Source organism: Candidatus Poriferisodalis sp. (genome assembly GCF_965208485.1).
Lineage (GTDB): Bacteria > Actinomycetota > Acidimicrobiia > Acidimicrobiales > Poriferisodalaceae > Poriferisodalis.
Window position 1 is genome coordinate 2,180,608 of record NZ_OZ242344.1, and the last position, 17,980, is coordinate 2,198,587.

The window sequence follows — 17,980 nt, forward strand, 5'->3', positions numbered from 1 at the left end:
TCGGCCCGTGAAGCCAACTTGCTGACCGAACATGTGCCGAGTTGATGGTCGGTATATTGCCATTTTGCAGATTACAATCATGCCAACATGCTGATCAGAGACGGCGCAGGCGACGGTCCGCATCCGGGAACACCACGATGACCTCAGTCGCGCCGACGCCCGGTTATCGACACCGCCTGGCAGAGGCATCCATCGCATCCTCGCTCGATGCCGTCGGTGCCGTCGTCGTCGAGGGGCCGCGGGCCTGCGGCAAGACTTGGACTGCACGGCAATTTGCCGCCAGCGAGGTGCTCTTTGACGGCAGCGACGAGCAGCGTCTCGCATTCGCTGTCGACCCGTCGCGCATTCTGGACGGTCCGACGCCTCGCCTGCTCGACGAGTGGCACCTGGTGCCGACGACATGGAATGCCATGCGACGCGCGTGTGACGATCGGCGCGACAAGGGCATCTTCCTTTTGACCGGTTCGGCCGTCCCGCCCGACGACATCACGCGGCACTCCGGCGCAGGCCGGGTGCGCCGCGTGCGCATGCGAACCATGACCCTGGTCGAGTCGGGTCACTCGACCGGCGAGGTGTCGATCGCCTCGATGCTGCGAGGCGAGCCGGTCTCCGCAGCCAAGCCCGCAGTCGCCTTCGAGGACGTGGTGGAGTGCGCCGTGCGCGGGGGCTGGCCTGGCCTGGCCGATCTCTCTCCCACGGCTGCCCAAGACAACCTCAGCGCATACCTCGACGAGATCGCGCGCACCGACGTCGCCCGGGTGGACGAGGTGCGCCGTGATCGGGCGGGCGTCTCGGCACTGATCAGGTCCTTGGCACGCAACGTCGCCAGCGAGGCTGGGTACTCGACCCTCGCCGACGACGCCGATCTCGATCGGGCGACCGTGAAGGCCTACCTCGAGGCGTTGGAACGCCTGTTTGTTGCCGAGCACGCCCCGGCCTGGCAGCCCCGCTTGATGTCTCGCGTACCGCTGCGGCAGGCGCCGAAGCGCTTCTTCGTCGATCCGTCGTTGGCGGCAGCAGCGCTCGAGTCCGGGGTGGAACGCCTGCGCAGCGAACTGAACTACTTCGGGCTGGTCTTCGAGAACCTCGTGATGCGTGACCTGCAGGTCTATGCAGACGCCAGCGGCGCGGGCGTGCATCACTACCGGGACAAGAGCGGCCTCGAAGCCGATGCAATCGTCCAGCGCCGCTCCGACGGCGCATGGCTCGCCATCGAGACCAAACTGGGTGGCATCGAGGCCATCGACCGGGCGGCCGAATCGCTGTTGCGACTGCAGCGCACCGTGGACACGAGCCGCATCGGACCGCCCACGCAACTGCTCGTGCTCACCTCGACTGGATACGGCTACCAGCGTCCCGACGGCGTAGCCGTCGCCCCCATCACCACACTCGGCCCCTGAACACACCGCCGACGGCAGCATGCACAGAACGTCCGACCCTGACCCCGACCCCGACCCCGACCAGATTGCCGTGCATGCCGCCGGGAGATGCTGCGTGAAATGGTCACCCAATTCGGCGTGGATTGGCTATTCGAGTTTGCGTGAAATGGTCAGTGCCTGTCATGCGAGGACGCCGTCGTCTGGTCGCTTCGCCGCATCAGGAGCCGGGCTGGCGCGGCTTAGATGGCTCGACAGCAATCGTCATGGCCGAACGGCGCGACACGCCCGCAACAACGGAAAATCGCTTGCTGCGCGGTGACGGCCGAAGTGGCATGGCGGCCGATGACCGACCGAGAGTTCGTGCGCCGCCTTCGTCGCTACGCTCGCGAGCGAGGTCTGGCCGTCGAGCATCTGCCGGATCGCGGCAAGGGGAGTCACGCCATGATCCGCTTGGGTACGCGAACCACAACACTGTCGAAGGGCGAGATCCACCCAGGAAGGCTCCACGCCATGCTGCGCCAGCTCGAAATCGACAAGCGGGACTTCTGAAAAATGCGATTCTCGTACCCCTGCGTTGTCGTACAGGATGACGAGGAGGCCAATGCCACTGGTCGCGAGGCCTATTGCGCCACGTTTCCCGATGTACCTCCGGCCATCACAGGTGGCGGGTCGGTGCAGGAAGTGAACGACAATCTGCGCGACTGCCTGGAGACGGCGCTGAGCATCTACCTCGACGAAGGCAAGCCTCTTCCAGAGCCGAGTGAGCCCGAGCCCGGCCAGGTATTGGTCGCGGTGTCGCCCCCGGTCGCCGCACAGTTCGCCCTGTACGAGGCCCTGCGCGCCCAGGGCGTCTCGGCAATCGAGCTCGCGCGCCGCATAGGCCTGCGCGCATCGAACGCCAAGCGACTCATCGACATCTTCCGCCCCGCCAAACCCGACGAGATCGACCGAGCGCTCGCCGCCGTGGGCCTGCAGATGACCAGCGAAGTCGTGCCGCTCGGGCAGTGGATGCCGAGCCACAAACCCGCTCCGGCGCTCTGAGCCAACCGCCGCAGCCACCGCGCTGCTGCGACTTCAGCTCGCATTGGACACGAACCGCATCGGACCGCCTGCACAGCCACCCGTAATCACCTCGACGGGATATGGCTGCCAGCGCCCAACGTCGTAGCTGTTGCCCCGTTACTGCGCTCGGACCCTGAACACAACGGCATGCATGTGGCGTCACCATGGCCACTGCCCTGATGCCTCGACATCGGTGCCGTACGTCCAGAGCATGGTCTCGGCAGTGTGCCAAGTGACACCGCCGGGCAGTTGGGGCCAGCAGGTGACTCCTCCGTCGGTGCGGATCCCGCAGCGCGAGTAGAGATCGAAGGAGACCCAGTCCAAGGAACTGCCTGACTCATCGGTGCCTAGGAGACTGCTGAGCAATTGCCGAAATCGCCGATTCACGGACACAAAGCCGCAGGTCAGAGCGTTGCAGACTTGCCCGGATCCGAATAAATCAGCAGTCTCCTAGTGGTATGTCGCGGTTTTCTTGCGGGCAGGTCGCGGCCCGCTGACCTGCGGAAACAGGCTTCGGCAGGCCCTGCGCAAATTGCCGACGCACGGCAAGCTCTATCGGTGGTTGCGAGTGAGTTGAGTGTAGATGTCGGCGGCTGATTGTCAGTTGTGGAGTCGGCGGGGCATCGTGTTGAGGCTGTCCTCGATGATCGACAGTCGCAGGGGGTTGAGGTCCAGGGGTGTTCCTTTGGGCGGCCGGCGTCGCAGCAGTGCGTTGGTCTGTTCGTTGGTTCCGCGCTGCCAGGGGCTGTGGGGCTCGCAGAAGCAGACATCGATGCCGAGCTCGGTTTCGATGTCGGCCCAGCGGGCGAGTTCGCGTCCTTGGTCCCAGGTGAGCGAGCGCACGAGATGGGCCGGCTGGCGGGCCGGGGCTGCGGTGACCGCTTCGGCGACTCGAGGGGCGCGGTACCCGTCGGGCAGCGCCACGACGAGGGCGGCCGCGGCGGTCTTGTTGTTCGCGCCGATGATCAGGTCTCCTTCCCAGCGGCCCGGCTCGGACCGGTCCGCCGCGGCGGCGGGCCGCTCGCCCAGCGGGCTGGCCTTGTCGCCGCGGCGGCTGCGCCGCCTGCGGCAGCGCTGCTGGCGCGGCAGGCACTTCCACGCGTCGTCGCCGAGGCAGCGGCCGCTGCACACCGCCCGATAGATCGCCTCCGCGCACACCGACGCGCCCACAGCGGCCAGATCGGCGCTGATCGCGTGCGGCGACCAGCACAGACCCAGCCTGTCGTTCACCTCGCCGGCCAGCGCCGGGCCCGCTTCGAGCTTGGCGGCCTTGGGACGCAACGCCCGCAGCCGGGCCTCGGCCTGCGCTGCCTCAGCGTCATAGACACCCTCGACCCCGCCGCAGCGGCCCAGCTCGCGATAAATCGTCGACGGATGCCTGCCGAGCCTTTCGGCAATGTCATCAGCGCTCACCCCCGCCGATCTCATCGCATCAACACGAACGCGCTCCAACGCGCACACCCTCGCTGCCATACTGAACACCTCCACTGGTGATTGCTGTATTGCAAGACCGGCCATCATGACCGAACACTCGCAACCACCAGTGGAGTTCGCCGTTCCGCAAGAGATATCTGACCGAAGAGATATCTGACCGATGAATTGCTCGGAGAGACCGCAATCAACAAGAGCGACCACTGCGTCGAAGCCAGCTTCGAGATCGGTCTGTTCGAAGCCGACGCTGGCAGCTTCACACGTCCCGGAAAGTCACAACTCACCTACGCGGACGGCAAGTGGTTCCCGAGCATGTTCAACTACACCGCGAAGAAGCGCTCCGACAAGGACGCCACCGAGTACAGGACATTCGACGGCAACAGAGCGGAGGCTCCCGGCATGCTCGGCGTCGGCAGTCGCGGCCTGCGCGCTTGTCTTGCACATCGCCGTCGTCGGAGTTCGGAATGCGGCGAGGCTCAGTTCGGAATGCGGCGAGGCTCAGGATGCGGGCACGGTCGCGGTGGTCTCGGCGATCCGGTCGTGACCGTCGTCGTCGGCGAATGCTGTGTCGGCGAACACAGCCGAGTCGTTGACGGTGTCGGGGTCGTCGACGTGCACTGCGGCCACGCGCACCGTGTAGTCGACGCCGGCGTCGAGCCCGGTGATCGTGTAGGTCAGGTCGGCGAGGTCGGTGACGACTGCCTGGCGTGCGGTGCCGTAGTGCTGGTCGGCGGATTTCCATTGCACGACGTAGGCGTTGACGTCGGGCGTGGTGGCCCAGTGCGGGGGCTGCCAGGCCAGCCGGATCTCGCCGGCCGCGCCGGTGGCGGTGAGGTCCTTGGGCCAGCGGGTCTCGCACCCGCCGTCTCTCCACGGGTTCTTGTACGTCGGAGCGGAGCGTGCGTCGTCCGGGTGAGATGACGCGCGCCAAGCGGCCCATGCCTCGCTGTTCGAGCAGTAGCCGCCGAAGGAGGAGTCGAGCAGTAGGCGCAAGGTGGACTGGCGGGCCGCGTCGGCGAAGAACCGGTCGAGGTCGACGCCTTCGAGCGTGCCGTCGCTGCTGTAGGTGTCGAAGAACCACTGCGGGATTTTCTGGCGAGCAACCGCGGTGATGACGCTGCGGTCCTGGGCGCCGGGCGGCACCGAGACAACACCGCAAATCTGCAGGTAGGGGAAATACCCGTCGCGTCCCTCAGCCGTCACCCAGGAGAGCAGGTCTGCGTAGATTTCTCCTTGGCTTACGGCGCAGTTCTCGCTGCCTCTGATGCGTTGGCGGACGTACATCCAGCCCACTGCGGTGGAGAGCCTTGCTGTGCCGCCGTAGGGCACGCTGGTGTCGAGCGTGTAGTGGTGGGCGAGTTCGTGGGTCACGACGCCGAGGCTGCGGTAGGTGAAAATATTGAAACGTATCGAGGCGCCCCTGAGTATGTCGCGTGCGTCGCCGACAAAGTCGAAGTAGTAGAGGCCCGTCGTGCTTTCCCAACCCTCGATCAGGACTGGAACGGGGCGGCGGTGCCAGGCGTCGTGCAGCCAGGGGTACTCGTCTGTGCGCGGGTCGACGATGGTCTCCTCGATGTAGTCGTGCGCGGAGACGACCTCGGCTGCGGCCAGCGTGGCGCCGAGGCTGTCGCCGTCGGCGTCGAGCGCGGTGACCCGCACGAGATAGTTGACCGAGGTCCGCAGCGGGCCGTAGATGATCACGTCGGTCTTGTCGGCGGCGACGCTCGCGCCGCCTCCGGCGGGGAACTCCTCGTTGCCGCGGCGGAACTCGACGCGATAGCCCGCCACGTCGCGGGCGGGCGCGGAGGGCGCCTGCCAGTTCACGTGCATGCGCGTGTGGCGTCCTTCGAGCTCGAGGCCGCGGGGCGCGCCCGGCGCCGCGGCGGCCGGCGTGCCGGTCCGCTCGAAGCTCCACGGTCCGGTGCCGAGAGCGTTCCTCACCGCCACCCGCACCGTCCGGGGCGTGCCGTTCGCTAGCCCGTCGACGGTGTGCACGGTGCTGCGCTTGTCCACCGCGGCCTGCTGGGCGTCGCCCCATTCGTCCTGGGGGTCCTTCCACTGCACCACATAGTGGCCTGTCCCGAAGATCTCCGCTGCGGGAGGGGCCCACTCGACGGTGAGCCGGCCGTCGCCGGGCGTCAGCACCGGCGCTCCGGGCGACTCCTCGAACACAGTGAGAACGAGGAACTCAGCGACGCTGTCGGCGCTGAGGATGCCGCCTGCGTCGGAGCGCACGCTTATCTCGTAGACGCCTGCCTGCGCGAACGCCGTGCCCGGTATCTGGTGGAGATACCCGGTGCGGCCTGCCTCGACTGCCACCTGAGCGCTGTCGCCGTCCGCGAACTCGGCGGCGTCGGCGCGCTTCCACCTGAGCGTGTAGCCCGTCACCCGCTCGCCGCCGTTCCCGCTGGGCGCATCCCACGACACCTCGACCCCGTCGCTTCCCTGGACCGCCTCCACGCGCTGCGGCTTGCCGGGAACCAAAGCAGCGGCTCGCAGCACCACAAACGGGCCCTCGCCTGCTGCGCTGAGCGCGTAGACCCACACGCAGTACTGCCGGCGGTTGAACTCGAGAACTTCCAGCAGATCTTCCAAGGGGATGACATGGGAGGCGGACTCCACGACGGCTTCCCTGACCTCCGAGAATGGCGCTGCGCACGGAGACCAGCGGACGCGGTAGCCGGTGACCGGGGCGATGCTGAACGACGGCGGCAGCCAGCTCACCACCGCATGCACACGGTCGCCCGCGCCGCCGAGGTGCAGCGCCAGATCGCGCACCGCGCCGGGCCTGTCGCCTCCGCCGAACGCCCTCGCCTCCGCCCAGCGGCCGGTGCCCGCGTCGTTGACCGCCGCCACGCGCACGTCGTGGAACACGGACGGGTCCACATCGCCCAGAGTTGCGAGGCCCAGGCCGCGCTCAGCAGCCCAGACCGCCGCCGAACCCGCCGCACCGGTGCGGAGATCCGCCGCATCAGCCCACGCCTGCTCGGACGTCTTGTGCTGCACCCGGTACGCGACCGGCGGCGAGACCCCCTCATCAGCCGAGGCGTGCCACCTCACGACCAGCGAGCCGCTGCCCGACACGACCAGACCCTGCGGCTCGCCCGCCGCGCCAGCGCGCAGCGCCGGAACGGCGGCCACCTGCGCCCACGCGCCCGCGCCGGCCTCGTTGGCCGCCGCGACCCGCACCGCGTAGCCGCGGCCGTTCTCGAGCCCGTGCACAGTGAACGAGCGGGCATCAGCCGCCAGCGCCCGCACCGGCGTCTCATCGGTCCACACGCCGTCCTCCGCGCGCACCTGCAGCACCCAGCCCGACACCTCCCCCGCGCCCACGTCGGCGGGCACGCCCCAGCTCAGCACCAGATCGGTGTTGCCCGCCTCCGCCGAGAGCGCTCTCGGCGCCGACGGCGTCCCCGGCTCGCGCTCGACCGCGTCGCCGCGAGGGCCGGCCCCGCCCGCATCGCCTCCGTCCGCAGAGTCGCCGCCGCCCGAACCCGAATCCGAACCGCCGCCAGTACCGCCATCCGAGCCGCCGCCAGTGCCGCCATCCGAGCCGCCGCCAGTGCCCGAACCCGAATCCGAGCCGCCGCCAGTGCCGCCATCCGGACCGCCCGGATTGCTGCCGCCTGATCCTGAGCCGGTGCCGCCGCCCGAGCCGCCGCCCGGTCCCGAGCCGCCCGAGCCGCCGCCCGGTCCCGAGCCGCCGGTGCCGCCGCCCGGTCCCGAGCCGCCTGAGCTGTTGTCCGAGCCTGTGGTGCTGTTGCATGTGCGGGAGGTGTCGCGCAACGCGTACAGGGCTGCCTGGTAGGGGCCGCCAACGCGCTCGGGGCGGCGGCCCAGCGCGTCGAGCTCGCCGACGACCGCGTCGCCGACCGCGCCCCTGCCGACAACGACGACCCGCTTCGGCTCGACGCTGCGCAACGCCGAACGGGCGCCGTCGCCGAGGCTGCCGTCCGCGGACGCATACAGCACAACGCTGCTGCCCAGCGCCGCCGCCAGCGCCGCCGCCGCGCCGCTGCCGGGCGCCGACCACCCCGACGCAACCACCGCAGCCTCGACACAATCAGGCGCGAACCGCCGCGCCGCCAGCGCCGCGGTCTGCGCACGGTCAGCGCCGCCCACACGCCTCACCTCAGCACGCGGCCCGGCTGCCTGCCCAGCGTCGCGCGCCGCCTGCTCGGGCACCGCCGCAGCACCGCCGACCACCACCACCTCGCTCGGGCGCAACTCGCGCAGCAGCACCGCGTTCGCGGCGCCCAGCGACCCCCGGCCCGAATACAGCACAGCATCCGCCCCGCCCGACGCCACCACCGCAGCCGCTGCGCCCACATCAGCAGGCGACCAGCCGGACACCAGCACCAGCCGAGCACCCCGCCCCGCAGCAGCGCCCAGCACCCGACGAGCCCCCTCGACAGCCGTCTCCACCCTGGTCGCGCCCGCCACACGCTCCACAACCGCGCCGACACCCAGCGCGGACTCCAGCTCGGCTACGACACCAGCACCCAGCGCCGCCGCCCCGCCCACCAGCACCACCCCCGCAGGCCGCGCCCCCTCAACCACCGACACCGCACCAGCGCCCAGCGACACCGCCGACTCAGCAACAAGCACCGCGTCCGCCGCGCCCGCAGCCACCAAGCCCACCGCCACACCCACATCAGCCGACGACCGCTCATTGGCCACCGCCAACCGCACACCGCCGGACCCATCAGCCGAACCAGCATCAAACGCACCCGCGCCCCCCGACACCAGCACCGACCCGACCACCGCCACAGCCACCACCGCCGACACCCAAGGAACCCCCCCCCCCCCCCCGAATGGGACGACCACGTCGGGACCCCAAGCCGAAGACGGACCGCGGGGAATCAGAAACGCTCACCTGGAATCCCGCCCCCTGCCCGCGCCGCTCCCGCAGCAATTGGTCGGCACATTGCGCGCACTCAATTCAACACCAGACTACGGCGTTGACTGATCTGCACGAGCCAACACCAAGCCGCCGCCTGACTCCACAACCCAAGTCCAACAACAAGGACCCACGCCAGTCTTCGCCTGCGTCGCCGTGAGCTGCCTGAGATCTCCATCTGGACCAGCGACGCCAAGTGATCGGGAACGAGCAGCGCGGCCCCCTTGAGGGCGAGGTTCTGCACGGCATGGGTCACGACGCGGTTCGCATCAGCGCCTGCCTCGACCGCTCCCAGCACCAGCGGAGCCAAGCCGCGGTTCACAATGATGTGTGCGTCGGAGGGGTCGGCACCGAGGCCACCCAAGCGCTCACGCTGGGCCGCCGGCAGCACAGGCATGGCAGTGCGTACCCGTTCTCCAGTTGACATCAGGCACAAGCGGCACCAAGTCAGGCTCGGGGAAGTAGCGGTAGTCGTCGGCTTCTTCCAGCCCGGGGCCAGCACGGCGAAGCCCCGCATCATCATCGGGCCGCTCAGCGTCGGGACCGCAGGCGGTGATGCACACCGTGGCTCTTTGCCGTGCACCTATTGGGTGAGAATGTGCCGGGCTGCTCGGACGGCGGTGTCGGTGCGGGTCTGGCCGGTGATGCGTTCGATGTCGGCGTTGTCGGGCGTGGCGGCGGCGACAGCGTCGCGGACCTCGTCGCTGACCGCTGAGCGGCCGCCGACGATGATCACTGACACCGGCTCGTACTCGTCGATGAGCGCCTCCGCGGCATCGAAAAGCGCCCCCGCCTCGGTGTGGATCACTGCTGCGCTGCCGCTGGCGGCCGCCAGCGCCGCCGCGACCCCCACGTCAGGCGCAGACCAGCCGTTCGCTATCACGAACGTGACCCTCGCGGCGTCCTCGGCATCGCCGAGCACACGCCGCGCCGCCGCCGCGGTCGCGACACGGTCAGCGCCGGACAGGAAGCCCTAGGCACCGGTGCGCAGTGCGCGGGCGGCTTGGGCCGCTGTGTCGATGAGCCAGGCGACTGCAGCGTTTGCGCAGGAGGGATCGGCGGGATTGGTGAGCGGCCCCGGCGGCGGCAGCTCGCGGCCGGGCGTTACGCAGGAGTGTCGAGGGCTGCGTCGGCGCGGCCCCGGCGGAGACTGTCTCCTCTGCGGCCCTGTGAGCCGAGGCAAGGTCAGGCACCGCCAAGCGCCAGATTACCGACGCCCCAAGTTGACAGTTCGAACGCCCCGCCGCGCAGTACGCGGGCGGCCTCGGGTTCTTCCAGGGCTCGTCCGGCGGCATCATCGGCCGGCAGGCTCTCTGCCGAGGCGGCAATGGGCGCTGTCTCAGCCGAACTGCTCGTGCGCAGCTTCCGCGCCGATGCCGAGCAGTTCGCCGATCCGATACCACTTCGTGCCGCTTTCCCGGGTCTCGGCAACGAGCGGTGCAAGACTGCTGAGATCGGTGGTGCCGGTCGCTGTTGCGCGCCGAGCGGCACACAAGAGCCAGTACTCGGCAGAGGGGAGCAGCGGCGCGTCGCTGGGGTCGAACGCCTCGCACATGTCGGCCAGTTCGTCACTCTTGGCCAATGTCGCCTCAACCGAGTCCGTGCTCGTCACAGAGGTCACCGTCCCGCTCCGGTGTACTTCCGGCGGGCAGTCATCGCATGGAAGACGACGTAGCAATCCACACTTGGATGGTACCGAACACCGACCTCGAGCGGTGAGCCGTCGCGCTGCGGGCCAATCAGCATGAAGGCATCATCGTCGAGCGCATGGAAGCCGGTTGCATTGCGGCAGGCGTGAAGGATGTCAACCTCCCCGGCCGAGACTGGCGATCCGCATCCACCGCCCGCTTGATGGCGCCAAGAATCTCGGGCGCCTCCTGACATTGGTCCACCAGATCAGCAGAACACCGCCCCGTCGGCAGACGAATCAGCTGCGTCGGCGCTGGCTGACAGGCTTGATCACCGGAAGCGGGCAGTACATTCGTCGGTGTGGGAAGGCGGGACGATGTAGTCGGTCGGCATCGGGCGGCAGTCTTGGAGGCTGCTTCCCGCAACAGGGTTCGAGCGATCGCGCTTGTGGGCTCCGTCGCCCGCGGCGGCGACGATGACGGCAGCGATGTCGATTTCCTGGTCGACTTCGAACCGGGTGTGACGCTGTTCGATATCGGCGGACTCAAGGCTGATCTTGAAGAACTCCTTGGCCGCGATGTCGACATCGTGCCGAGATCGTGCCTGCGGGGCCAGTACCGCACGATGCTCGCAGACGCGATCCCGCTGTGAGTCGCAGCGATTCCGAGCGCCTCGCGGACATTCTCGCCGCGTGCGGCCGGCTGACGGAGATCGTCGAACTGGGCAGAGCCGAGTTCGACCGCAATTGGCTCGTGGTGAGTGCAGCGAGCTACGAACTCTCCATCGTCGGGGAGGCCATGGCGAATCTCTCAGACGAATTCTTGGACACTCACTCGACTGTTCCGGCGAGAAGCGCGAAATCGCTGCGCAACTTGCTGATGCACGAGTATTTCAGAGCCGAGTCCGACATCGTGTGGGACACCATCACCACAGAAATCCCGGTAGTCGTGGAATTGCTGCGTTCGATTTCCGCTGCTGCGGCTGATGGCGGCTACACCTGACCCGCCCGTCCAGGAGTCCAGACGCGTTGGGGTGGCGGGGTACTCTCGGCAGGCGGCTTCATTCGCGCAGCGGGACCGTCTGCGTCGAACCGAGGTCCGGCAAGGCCGCGTGCACACTGCCCTCGCAACTGGTCGGCATCGAACTGGGTGCCAGCCTGCTGACATCGAAGATTATCGGGTGCACCGATTCGGCTGAACCCGGTGCCGACCTGGCCGACATCGGGTTCAGTGCCGCCGACATGCAGAGTGTTTCGCCGAACTCCACGAGGCTCTCATCCGCCTCGGCGCGTCTGCGTTAGTCGAAGTCAGCAAGTCGACAGCTGTGCTTACCTCTCATCCGCCTCGGCGCGTCTGCGTTGGGGCTCTGGTGGACTCGGTGTGGGTGTCGCCGCCAGTGCCTACGGCCGGCGATACGCATCACGCCGGTGCGCGATGCGCAACAGAACGACAGTTCTTCTTGGCTCGTCGATCTCGTACAGGATGCGGCAGTCGCCTCGGCGGGCTGACCAGACTCCCGCAAGTTCCCACCTGAGTGGCTTGCCGACTCGGCGGGGGTTGACGAGCACCGCCTGTTCGATGTGATCGAGACAGGCGTGAGCGACCGCTGCCGGAAGCCACGACGCGATGTCACGCTGTGCCGGTGGCGTAATGCTGAGTCGCCAGGGTTCGTCAGGCACCGGTGCGCAGAGCGCGGGCCGCTTCGAGTCCGTCCAAGGCTCGTCCGGCGGCGTAATCGGCTCGTGCCTGTTCGATGTCGGCCACGAGTTCGGCGTCGGCCATGATCTCCAGCGTCTCGACGAGACCGTCGTAGTCGGCCGGTCTGATCAGCAACGCAACCGGCTTGCCGTCCTCGACGATGGTCACCGCAGTCTCGGCTCGCTGCAAGCCGTCCACGAGATCGGCCAGATTGCCCGATTCAACGTCAACGGTACGAAGCTGCATGGGGCAATCTTACGTCGCAGTCGCCGGGCAACCGGAAACGACGGCGAACTCCACTGGTGGTTGCGAGTGATCGGTCATGATGGCCGGTCTTGGAGTACTGCAACCACCAGTGGAGGTGTCCAGTATGGCAGCGAGGCTGTCACGCGATGAGCGCGCTGTGATTCGAGGCGCGCACGGGGGCGGGGGTCAGGCCCGAGGAGACAGCGGCGCTGATCGGTCGTGATCCTTCGACGGTGTATCGGGAGCTGGGCCGCTGCAAGGGCGTCGGCGGGTACAGCGCCGAGGCGGCTCAGCAGCACGCGGACGAGTTGGCGCGCCGTCCCCGCAGTCTCAAGCTCGAGGCTGAGCCTGCCTTGGCCAGGCAGGTGAGGAGCCGCTTGGCGCGGCACTGGTCGCGAATGCGCCGCCGTCGATCAGCCTGTCGAGTTCTGCGAGCAGCTCCGTAGGCACCCGTACGGCGATTTGCCCTGAAAACACGGCTGCGTCCTAGATCGGGATGTTTGGCGGGATACACAATGAACATCGAACCGGCAACCAACCCCGAGGCTCTCCACTCCGCGAATCAGAGCCGACTGGCCGATATCGACGAAATGAGGTCAATCTCGGTGGTGCCGCTGTAGCCGAATGATCGGCGGGGTTGGTGAGCGGCCCAGGCGACTGCAGCTCGCGGCCGGGGGTTACGCAGGAGTGTCGAGCGCTGCGTCGGCGCGGCGGTGGCGGCGGTCAAAGGAGGCGAGCACGTCGTCCGCGAGGCCGTGCCGGCGGCACTTGTCGGCTGCAAGTCCGGCGATGCGCACCGCCGCCGCAGCGTGGGCAACCAAGACGGCTCCGTCGAACCCGGAGATCGGCCGGTCTGCCGCGTAGGTGGCGCCTTGCCGCCACAGGTGCAGCTCACCAAGGCTCACATCGCTGCCGGCCGCCGCTGTGAACCCGTCGCGGACATGGCCGGGCAGGGGCGCCAGCAGCCCGGCAATCGCATGGGTGTGCGCAGGCGTCGTCCCCACGTGGGCGATGTGCAGTGCCTTGGCGGCAGATTCGGCGACCATGTGAACCTCGCCCATCGCCGCAGCGAAGCGGACTCCTTCGAGCGCAGCCGCTTCGTCAAGGTCGCCGTCGGCGGCGGCATCGACCTCATCGACGCCAGGTCGAAGGTTCGCAGTGAGCCGCGCCAAGGCATCGGACATGTCCGTGAACCGGTGCTGCAGCTCTCCTGTGGCGTCTGACGGCAACCCGATCTCCTTGTCCCAGTCGATGCTGGCATGGACGCCGGCGTCGGCCAACTCGATTGCGTAGCCGGCGATGCGCGCTTCCAGCGAACACGGCACCGTGGCACTTCGCCGGGCCCATTCGGGCGCGTCGGTGACGTACACGTCCACGCGGCATCCCGCCGCGGCGCTCGCTCGGGTCTCCAGGGCGCAGCGTCGCGTAGCCCGCTCGCTGTAGTCGCCGAGGTCGTCGTAGATCGCTACGAGGTCGATGTCGCTGACCTCGCACGCCTCCCCGCGGGCCAGCGAACCGAACAGCAGCACCGTCCCGACCCCGGCACAGACCATCTCCTCGGCGGCCCGTTGAGCCGAGGCAAGGTCGGGCACCGCCATGGCGCCAGATTACCGATGCCTCAGGTCGACAGTTCTGCGAACGCCCCGCCGCGCCTGCGACATCCCTGCACGGGGCAAGTCTCCGCCGCTGTCGGCCGGCTGACCGGTCACGCTGCGTCACGGTACGATGCCGACGTACGCCCCCATCAGCCTCTCCCCGGTTCGCCGAGTGAAGCGGTTGGGGGCAGACCTCGTCTTGGTGGCTATAGGCGGCAGCCAGGAGTCCGGCTAGGTGACCCGAGGGCTGACGGCGAGCTGTGCGGCCGCATTTGCCCTGCTTCAGGGTGTGGTGCTGGTGTTGGGCTTCCCCCGGAATCTAGGAGGCATGCTCTCAGTGGAGTAGGGGAGCGATGCCTGAGACAAGAAGAAGGTTCGATCCGGAGTTCCGCGCTGGCGCGGTGAGGATCGTGATCGAGACCGGCAAGCCGATCGCTGTGGTCGCCCGGGATCTGGGGATTCATGCGGGGACTTTGGGCAACTAGGTCAAAGCGGAGCGCGAAGCGGCCGGCGAGGGGGCGCTCGACGCTGACGAGCGTGCCGAGCTGGTGCGGCTGCGGCGCCGCTGCGCTGAGCTGGAGATGGAGCGCGATGTGCTCAAACGATCCGTGGTCCTGTGGGTGAACGAGGCGACAAAGTGAGCGCGGCGCGTTTTGTGGTCTCCCAGAGGACCGAGCACCGGATCCCCCACGCGGTCGCTTGCCGGGCGCTGGGGCTGTCCGAGTCGTGGTTCTACCGGTGGCGGGGCGGCCCGCCGTCGGGCATCGAGGCCCGCCGCGCCGAGCTCGGCGCCGCGGTCAAGGACTGCTTCGACGGCTCGGAGGGGACCTATGGGTCGCCTCGGATCCGGGTGCAGCTGCGCCGGGCGGGCCGGGCGGTGTCGCGCAGGTCTGTGGAGGCCTCCATGGCCCGCCAGGGCCTGGCTGCGCGCCCCAAGAAGCGCCGGCGGAGCCGAGCGGGCAACGGCGAGGCTGCAGCGGGACCTGATCGGGCGCGACTTCACCGCAGCGGCGCCCGACCAGCGCTGGGTCGGGGACTTCAAGGAGATCCCCACCGGCGAAGGCAAGGTCCACCTCGCGACGGTGATGGACCTGTACAGCCGGCGCATCGTGGGGTTCGCCACATCTGACCGGCACCCCACCGCGAAGCTCGCTCAGGCCGCCATCGAGGTGGCCGTCGCCACCAGAGGCGGCGACGTGGCCGGAGTCATCTTCCACACCGACAAGGGCTCCCAGTACACCGCCGGGGACTTCGCCAAAGCGTGCGACAAGCTCGACATCACCCGCTCGACAGGGCGGGTCGGCTGTGCGTTGGACAACGCCGCCGCCGAGTCGCTCTTCTCCACCCTCACCCACGAACTGCTGTACCAGCGAGACTGGGCCACACGCCGCCAAGCCCGCCAGGACATCGCCCGATGGATCACCGACTGGTACAACACCCGACGGCTCCACAGCACACTCGACATGACCAGCCCGACCGACTACGAAAACACCAACACCGACTAACCAACCCTCCACAATTGGGGGGAAGCCCGGGACGTCCGACGCTCCCTTGTCAAGTGTTGTTGTCAGGCGGCGAGCGGGGGGTGTTGTTGGCGGTGTTTTTCGTCGCGCCACATGCGGCGGATGACTCGGTTGGCGAGTTGTCGTTTGTGGGCTCGGCGGGCTTCGCGTCGGGTCTTGCCCTCGGCGGTCTTGCGGGCGAGGTAGGCGGCGGCGTCGGGCTGGGTGCGCTGTTGGGTGACTGACGCGATGTGGAGCACTGAGTTGATGCGCCGGTTGCCTCTGAAGTCGAGCCGGTGCTTGACGGGGTCTTTGTTGCCTTCGCCTGATGAGAGGGCGACGGCGCCGGTGCCGCACCAGCGGGCGAACTTCGATTCGCGGTCGAACCGGGCCGGGTCGCCGACCTCGCACACCAGGGTGGCTGCGGCGATCGGGCCGACGCCCGGTTCGTCTCGCAGGGTGGTGCCGTGCTGGTCGAGCAGCTCGTCGATGAGGCGTTCGAGGCGTCGGACTTCGCGCCGCGCGGCGCGGTCGTGGTCGATGAATGCTTGGAGCCAGCCGAGCCGGTACGCGCCGGCGGGGGTGGTGTCGATGTCGGGGTCGATGTGCTCGAGGCGGCGCAGCCGGCCCTCGATCTTGCCGTCGGCGGTGAGCTGGTCACGGATCTCTGCGGGGAGCTTGGCGATCTGGTCCGCGACGTGGTGCAGCATCAAAGTGCGAGCAGCCACAAGGGTTCTGCGATGCTCGAGCACTGCCTCGATCTTCGCGACGAGCGGGTCGTAGGCCTCCAGGGCCTGAACGGGGCCCAGCGTCGGCTCGGCCAACAGCGCCCGAGCGGACGAGACCGCGTCGACGGCGTCGGTCTTGTCCAGCCGCCGCGAACGGCGCTGCGCCGCCGACCGCGAAGCGGGCACCTCTCGGGCGTCGAACCCGGCTGCTGCGAGCGCGATCGCGACATGCGCGCCCCACTTCGCCGAGCCCTCCACGCCGACGCGTTCGACGCCGTGCGCGTCGAGCAGGTCGATCGCTTCGCCGTAGCCGGCGGCGGTGTTCGCGAACGCCTCGTGGGTGATCTCCACGCCGTGGCGGTCGACGACCCCCACGGTGAAGGTGTCCTGGTGGGGGTCGATTCCCCCGACTGGCGATGTCATGCTGTGCTCCTGCTGGAAGTAATGCTCCGGTGGGTCCGGGAACGGCAGGGGCGCTTCGTCACATCCGAGTCGAGACGATCAGGCTCCCTTCAAGACAGGAGCGCTCCTGCCGGCCCCACACTCGACGCGACACGTCGGACAACAGGCACGAAGCCAAAATTTTGTGGAGTCATCGCCGAGCGCAGGACCGGACCGTAACCCCCTGGCAGAGAGCCCCGGCAAACCCAACAGTGACACTCGGATTTTTTGTGTATCCGGCTGTGGTGGTGTTCATCGGATGTGGTCGGCGATGCGGTCGCCGTAGTGGACGGTCAGGGTGTTCAGGATGGCTTTCCAGCCGTTGGTGCGGCCGAGCTTGTTCAGCTCCGGGGAGTATGTGTCGTCTCGCAGGTCGCGTGAGAGCTCGTCGAGGGTGTCAACGGCGAGTTCGCGGCTGGCGATGCGGTAGATCATCCGCAGGGTCTCTTTGGCGTGCCATGCGTCGCGGACCTCGCCGCGGGGGTCGCCGGCGGCGAGCATGCCGACCAGCTTGGTTTTGCCGCGCTCGGTGACGCGCTCGGCGGCTCGCAGCAGCCGCCGGGTGCGGCAGAGCGCGTCATCTTTGGTGCCCCGCCCGCCGGTGGTCTCGTTTTGGACTCGGCGGCGCACGTCGTCGATGGTGTTGTTGGCGAGCTTGATCACATGGAACGGGTCCGCGATCTGGGCGGCGTGAGGAACGGTGTCGGTGAACGCTTTGCGGTAGGGGCCTGAGAGGCCCCGTGACCGCCCAGCGCACCCGGGCGCGCCACAGCGACGTTCGCCTGCGGATCCAGCGAGTCGCTCCCGCGGCGCTGCGACCGGCGACGATGTCCAACAATCTGGCTCGGCGGGCGTCGACGATGGTGGTGCCCCAGTGCTTTCGGCGATAGGGGCCAAGGCGGAACATCAAGATCTCATCGAGGCCCAAAGCCCTCACCCCGTCGGTGCGGGAGCGATCCGCGTCGAGCAGTGCCTGGCCCCACCGGTGCACCGCTGCCATAGCGGTGTGCCAGCCCGTGCCCAGCTCGGCCGCTATCTCGCTGATCGCCTGCGCCTTGCCCGCCCGCCGCGTCGCCCACCGCGACGCCCGGCTGGTCATGCGCGCCCTGGGCAGCGCGATAGCGGGATCCTGGCCGGTGAAGGTGCCCACCGCACAGCCAGCATCGGGACAGCGCCAGCGGCGCTTGCGCCACACCAGCCGGGCAGGCCGGCCGAACGCCGGCAGGTCCGCGAGGGCCACCCGGCTCGACCCGTGCGCCCACACCGGTCCGCCGCAGCCCCCACAGCACGGCCGCCCGGCAGCGCTTCCTGAGCGATCAGCGCTGCGGTCTCGAGTCGGGTGGCCCCGCCCAGCCTCGTTGTCGACGTTC

Annotated in this window: 20 protein-coding genes and 1 pseudogene; 9 read left to right on the forward strand and 12 right to left on the reverse strand. The window is 68.5% G+C overall.

What is annotated here, in order from left to right; genetic code table 11:
- Window positions 1–137 precede the first annotated feature (137 nt).
- From ACOGXQ_RS10145 to ACOGXQ_RS10155, 3 genes are all read left to right on the forward strand, one after another.
- Window positions 138–1,400, forward strand: a complete 1,263-nt coding sequence (locus tag ACOGXQ_RS10145) for an ATP-binding protein (protein WP_419947269.1) — start codon at window positions 138–140, stop codon at window positions 1,398–1,400.
- A 321-nt stretch (window positions 1,401–1,721) separates the two neighbouring features.
- Window positions 1,722–1,928 (forward strand): type II toxin-antitoxin system HicA family toxin, encoded by a 207-nt coding sequence (locus ACOGXQ_RS10150; RefSeq protein ID WP_419947270.1) that lies wholly within the window; start codon window positions 1,722–1,724, stop codon window positions 1,926–1,928.
- Between the two features lie 3 nt (window positions 1,929–1,931).
- Entirely contained in the window at window positions 1,932–2,420 is a 489-nt protein-coding gene (locus tag ACOGXQ_RS10155; RefSeq protein ID WP_419947271.1) for a type II toxin-antitoxin system HicB family antitoxin, read from the forward strand.
- A gap of 180 nt (window positions 2,421–2,600) precedes the next feature.
- On the opposite strand, the gene ACOGXQ_RS10160 is transcribed toward ACOGXQ_RS10155, so the two are convergent.
- The 7 genes from ACOGXQ_RS10160 to ACOGXQ_RS10190 all read right to left on the reverse strand — a co-directional run bounded on the left by ACOGXQ_RS10160 (window position 2,601) and on the right by ACOGXQ_RS10190 (window position 10,384).
- Window positions 2,601–2,828 carry a hypothetical protein gene (locus tag ACOGXQ_RS10160; protein ID WP_419947272.1) on the reverse strand — a complete coding sequence of 76 codons (228 nt, stop codon included), beginning with the start codon at window positions 2,826–2,828 and terminating at the stop codon, window positions 2,601–2,603.
- 213 nt (window positions 2,829–3,041) lie between these two features.
- Window positions 3,042–3,854 (reverse strand): IS30 family transposase, encoded by an 813-nt coding sequence (locus ACOGXQ_RS10165; protein WP_419947273.1) that lies wholly within the window; start codon window positions 3,852–3,854, stop codon window positions 3,042–3,044.
- A 516-nt stretch (window positions 3,855–4,370) separates the two neighbouring features.
- Window positions 4,371–8,699, reverse strand: a complete 4,329-nt coding sequence (locus ACOGXQ_RS10170) for a fibronectin type III domain-containing protein (protein WP_419947274.1) — start codon at window positions 8,697–8,699, stop codon at window positions 4,371–4,373.
- 110 nt (window positions 8,700–8,809) lie between these two features.
- A complete protein-coding gene (locus ACOGXQ_RS10175) occupies window positions 8,810–9,169 on the reverse strand; it encodes a hypothetical protein (RefSeq protein ID WP_419947275.1) in 360 nt (119 codons plus the stop codon).
- The gene (locus ACOGXQ_RS10180) at window positions 9,141–9,335 is read right to left on the reverse strand and encodes a hypothetical protein (RefSeq protein WP_419947276.1); all 195 of its coding nucleotides are present in this window, start codon (window positions 9,333–9,335) and stop codon (window positions 9,141–9,143) included. Before ACOGXQ_RS10180 ends, ACOGXQ_RS10175 begins: the two co-directional genes overlap by 29 nt.
- Before the next feature lie 20 nt (window positions 9,336–9,355).
- Window positions 9,356–9,694, reverse strand: a complete 339-nt coding sequence (locus tag ACOGXQ_RS10185; protein ID WP_419947277.1) for a cell wall-binding repeat-containing protein — start codon at window positions 9,692–9,694, stop codon at window positions 9,356–9,358.
- Window positions 9,695–10,111: 417 nt separating this feature from the next.
- Window positions 10,112–10,384, reverse strand: a complete 273-nt coding sequence (locus tag ACOGXQ_RS10190) for a hypothetical protein (protein WP_419947278.1) — start codon at window positions 10,382–10,384, stop codon at window positions 10,112–10,114.
- Window positions 10,385–10,761: 377 nt separating this feature from the next.
- On the opposite strand from ACOGXQ_RS10190, the gene ACOGXQ_RS10195 reads away from it, so the two are divergent.
- Window positions 10,762–11,052 carry a nucleotidyltransferase family protein gene (locus ACOGXQ_RS10195; RefSeq protein ID WP_419947279.1) on the forward strand — a complete coding sequence of 97 codons (291 nt, stop codon included), beginning with the start codon at window positions 10,762–10,764 and terminating at the stop codon, window positions 11,050–11,052.
- Window positions 11,049–11,402, forward strand: a complete 354-nt coding sequence (locus tag ACOGXQ_RS10200) for a DUF86 domain-containing protein (protein WP_419947280.1) — start codon at window positions 11,049–11,051, stop codon at window positions 11,400–11,402. Before ACOGXQ_RS10195 ends, ACOGXQ_RS10200 begins: the two co-directional genes overlap by 4 nt.
- A gap of 398 nt (window positions 11,403–11,800) precedes the next feature.
- Here ACOGXQ_RS10200 and ACOGXQ_RS10205 read toward each other — a convergent pair whose 3' ends face one another.
- The 3 genes from ACOGXQ_RS10205 to ACOGXQ_RS10215 all read right to left on the reverse strand — a co-directional run bounded on the left by ACOGXQ_RS10205 (window position 11,801) and on the right by ACOGXQ_RS10215 (window position 13,942).
- Window positions 11,801–12,079 carry a type II toxin-antitoxin system RelE family toxin gene (locus tag ACOGXQ_RS10205; protein ID WP_419947281.1) on the reverse strand — a complete coding sequence of 93 codons (279 nt, stop codon included), beginning with the start codon at window positions 12,077–12,079 and terminating at the stop codon, window positions 11,801–11,803.
- Window positions 12,072–12,344, reverse strand: coding sequence for a type II toxin-antitoxin system Phd/YefM family antitoxin (locus ACOGXQ_RS10210; protein ID WP_419947282.1), 273 nt, complete (start codon window positions 12,342–12,344; stop codon window positions 12,072–12,074). The genes ACOGXQ_RS10205 and ACOGXQ_RS10210 overlap by 8 nt, the downstream gene beginning before the upstream one ends.
- Window positions 12,345–13,021: 677 nt before the next feature.
- Window positions 13,022–13,942 (reverse strand): nucleotidyltransferase domain-containing protein, encoded by a 921-nt coding sequence (locus ACOGXQ_RS10215; protein WP_419947283.1) that lies wholly within the window; start codon window positions 13,940–13,942, stop codon window positions 13,022–13,024.
- Window positions 13,943–14,292: 350 nt separating this feature from the next.
- On the opposite strand from ACOGXQ_RS10215, the gene ACOGXQ_RS10220 reads away from it, so the two are divergent.
- From ACOGXQ_RS10220 to ACOGXQ_RS10230, 3 genes and pseudogenes are all read left to right on the forward strand, one after another.
- Window positions 14,293–14,424 carry a transposase gene (locus ACOGXQ_RS10220; RefSeq protein WP_419947284.1) on the forward strand — a complete coding sequence of 44 codons (132 nt, stop codon included), beginning with the start codon at window positions 14,293–14,295 and terminating at the stop codon, window positions 14,422–14,424.
- Window positions 14,425–14,594: 170 nt separating this feature from the next.
- Window positions 14,595–14,825, forward strand: a pseudogene (locus tag ACOGXQ_RS10225) (IS3 family transposase); the annotation flags it as partial.
- On the forward strand, window positions 14,770–15,444 hold the full coding sequence (locus tag ACOGXQ_RS10230; RefSeq protein WP_419947285.1) for an IS3 family transposase: 675 nt from the start codon (window positions 14,770–14,772) through the stop codon (window positions 15,442–15,444). The pseudogene ACOGXQ_RS10225 and the gene ACOGXQ_RS10230, both read left to right, overlap by 56 nt.
- 62 nt (window positions 15,445–15,506) lie before the next feature.
- Here the strand turns inward: ACOGXQ_RS10230 and ACOGXQ_RS10235 are convergent, their stop codons facing one another.
- Together ACOGXQ_RS10235 and ACOGXQ_RS10240 are read right to left on the reverse strand one after the other, a co-directional pair.
- Window positions 15,507–16,592 (reverse strand): transposase, encoded by a 1,086-nt coding sequence (locus tag ACOGXQ_RS10235; protein WP_419943808.1) that lies wholly within the window; start codon window positions 16,590–16,592, stop codon window positions 15,507–15,509.
- A gap of 270 nt (window positions 16,593–16,862) precedes the next feature.
- Window positions 16,863–17,291, reverse strand: coding sequence for a transposase (locus ACOGXQ_RS10240; RefSeq protein ID WP_419947372.1), 429 nt, complete (start codon window positions 17,289–17,291; stop codon window positions 16,863–16,865).
- 59 nt (window positions 17,292–17,350) lie between these two features.
- Between ACOGXQ_RS10240 and ACOGXQ_RS10245 the strand changes: the two genes are divergently transcribed.
- Entirely contained in the window at window positions 17,351–17,500 is a 150-nt protein-coding gene (locus ACOGXQ_RS10245) for a hypothetical protein (RefSeq protein ID WP_419947462.1), read from the forward strand.
- Window positions 17,501–17,980: the final 480 nt, after the last annotated feature.

What these genes read in the sequence shown, in the direction of transcription:
- ACOGXQ_RS10145 (WP_419947269.1), top strand. Translation starts at nt 138, where the DNA reads ATGACCTCAGTCGCGCCGACGCCCGGTTATCGACACCGCCTGGCAGAG.
- ACOGXQ_RS10150 (WP_419947270.1), top strand. Translation starts at nt 1,722, where the DNA reads ATGACCGACCGAGAGTTCGTGCGCCGCCTTCGTCGCTACGCTCGCGAG.
- ACOGXQ_RS10155 (WP_419947271.1), top strand. Translation starts at nt 1,932, where the DNA reads ATGCGATTCTCGTACCCCTGCGTTGTCGTACAGGATGACGAGGAGGCC.
- ACOGXQ_RS10175 (WP_419947275.1), bottom strand. Translation starts at nt 9,169, where the DNA reads ATGCCTGTGCTGCCGGCGGCCCAGCGTGAGCGCTTGGGTGGCCTCGGT.
- ACOGXQ_RS10210 (WP_419947282.1), bottom strand. Translation starts at nt 12,344, where the DNA reads ATGCAGCTTCGTACCGTTGACGTTGAATCGGGCAATCTGGCCGATCTC.
- ACOGXQ_RS10215 (WP_419947283.1), bottom strand. Translation starts at nt 13,942, where the DNA reads ATGGCGGTGCCCGACCTTGCCTCGGCTCAACGGGCCGCCGAGGAGATG.
- ACOGXQ_RS10220 (WP_419947284.1), top strand. Translation starts at nt 14,293, where the DNA reads ATGCCTGAGACAAGAAGAAGGTTCGATCCGGAGTTCCGCGCTGGCGCG.
- ACOGXQ_RS10230 (WP_419947285.1), top strand. Translation starts at nt 14,770, where the DNA reads ATGGGTCGCCTCGGATCCGGGTGCAGCTGCGCCGGGCGGGCCGGGCGG.
- ACOGXQ_RS10235 (WP_419943808.1), bottom strand. Translation starts at nt 16,592, where the DNA reads ATGACATCGCCAGTCGGGGGAATCGACCCCCACCAGGACACCTTCACC.